At 47.6% G+C, this 1865-nt stretch carries 2 protein-coding genes; both read left to right on the top strand.

Annotated elements, in window-relative coordinates:
• Positions 1-1582: DNA topoisomerase IV subunit B (gene parE, locus B3014_RS07800; RefSeq protein WP_289286939.1), on the top strand; the 1582-nt coding region annotated here is incomplete at its 5' end.
• A gap of 20 nt (positions 1583-1602) precedes the next feature.
• Positions 1603-1865, top strand: a 263-nt coding sequence (locus tag B3014_RS07795; RefSeq protein ID WP_289286938.1) for a DNA gyrase subunit A, incomplete at its 3' end; no start/stop codon positions are given.

Raw genomic sequence — 1865 nt, 5'->3', positions numbered from 1 at the left:
TTCAGGTGGTTTACATGGTGTGGGTGTTTCTGTTGTTAATGCATTATCGTCTCGCCTGGAAGTCAAAATTCGTCGAAATGCGACCGAGTATCAGATTGCTTTTGAAAGCGGTGCTTTAGTCGAAGCTTTAAACGAAATTGGTACTGTTGGTAAACGGAATACTGGTACTACAGTGCGATTCTGGCCAGAAGAGCCGTTTTTTGACTCACCTAAATTTTCAGTACCTAGATTACGACATGTACTTCGGGCGAAAGCAGTGTTGTGTCCCGGGTTAGTGGTCACATTTACTGATCTGTCCGGAAAGGAAAAAGTTGAAGATCGCTGGTGTTATGAGGATGGGTTAAATTCTTACCTTTCCTCTGCCCTGACCGATGCTCCCTGTGTCCCTGCCGCGCCTTTTGTAGGCCATATGAGTGAGGAGTCCCAGGAAGTCGACTGGGCACTGATGTGGCAGCTTGAAGCCGGTGACGAGCTGGCCGAAAGTTATGTCAATCTCATTCCCACTGCACAGGGTGGCACCCATGTTAACGGCCTACGCAGCGGCGTTTTGGAAGCACTTAGGGAGTTTTGTGAGTTTCGTAACTTATTGCCGAGAGGTGTCAAGCTAGCACCGGAAGATGTTTGGGAACGCTGTTGTTATGTCTTGTCCGTCAAGTTGGAGGACCCACAGTTTTCAGGACAGACCAAAGAACGCTTATCTTCTCGTCAATGTGCTGGCTTTGTGTCTGGTGTAGTCAAAGATGCCTTTAGTTTGTGGCTGAACCATCACGTGGAAGATGGCGAAAAAATAGCTGATTTGGCGATCAATAACGCTCAGTCCAGATTAAAACAAGCAAAAAAAGTGGTCCGGAAACGGGTACAGTCCGGTCCGGCTCTACCGGGTAAGTTAGCGGATTGCGCTTCACAGGACCCATCCCGTACAGAATTATTTTTAGTCGAAGGGGACTCGGCTGGCGGCAGTGCCAAGCAAGGGCGAAACCGTGAGTTTCAGGCGATTATGCCTCTACGCGGCAAAATTCTGAATACCTGGGAAGTTGAGCCTGGACAAGTCCTGGCATCTCAGGAAGTCCATGATATTGCGGTCGCTATTGGTGTGGATCCGGGGTCTGATGACTTGTCCGGTCTGCGCTATGGCAAGATTTGCATATTAGCCGATGCGGATTCTGATGGCGCTCATATCGCTACCTTGTTATGTGCCCTCTTTGTCAGACATTTCCGTCCTCTGGTGGAAGCAGGCCATATCTGCGTGGCGATGCCACCGTTATATCGCATCGATGTGGGCAAGCAGGTGTTCTATGCCCTGGATGATGAAGAACGCCACATTATTCTGGATCGAATTGAAAAAGAAAAAATCAAAGGTAAAGTCAGTACGCAGCGCTTTAAAGGGTTAGGGGAAATGAATCCCATGCAGTTACGTGAGACGACTATGGCGCCTGATACCCGCCGTTTAATTCGACTTACCATTAATGCCGAAGACGATACGATGATGACCTTGGACAAACTGCTAGCCAAAAAACGGGCTGGTGATCGTAAGTCCTGGCTTGAGCAACATGGTGACTTAGCCGATTTGGCTGCTTTATAAATGATGAAGAGATATAACCCATGACTACTTTCGTCGATGATTTGGAGAATATGCCGCTACGCGATTTCACTGAAAAAGCGTATCTGGATTATTCGATGTATGTCATTCTGGATCGTGCATTGCCGCATATTGGTGATGGTTTAAAACCTGTTCAGCGTCGGATTATTTATGCGATGTCTGAGCTTGGATTGAGTGCCTTATCCAAGCATAAAAAGTCAGCTAGAACAGTGGGTGATGTATTAGGTAAATACCATCCTCATGGTGACTCTGCCTGTTACGAAGC

This window comes from Methylophaga sp. UBA678 (assembly GCF_002299105.1).
GTDB classification, from domain to species: domain Bacteria; phylum Pseudomonadota; class Gammaproteobacteria; order Nitrosococcales; family Methylophagaceae; genus Methylophaga; species Methylophaga marina.
This window is presented reverse-complemented; position numbering and strand designations above follow the sequence as displayed.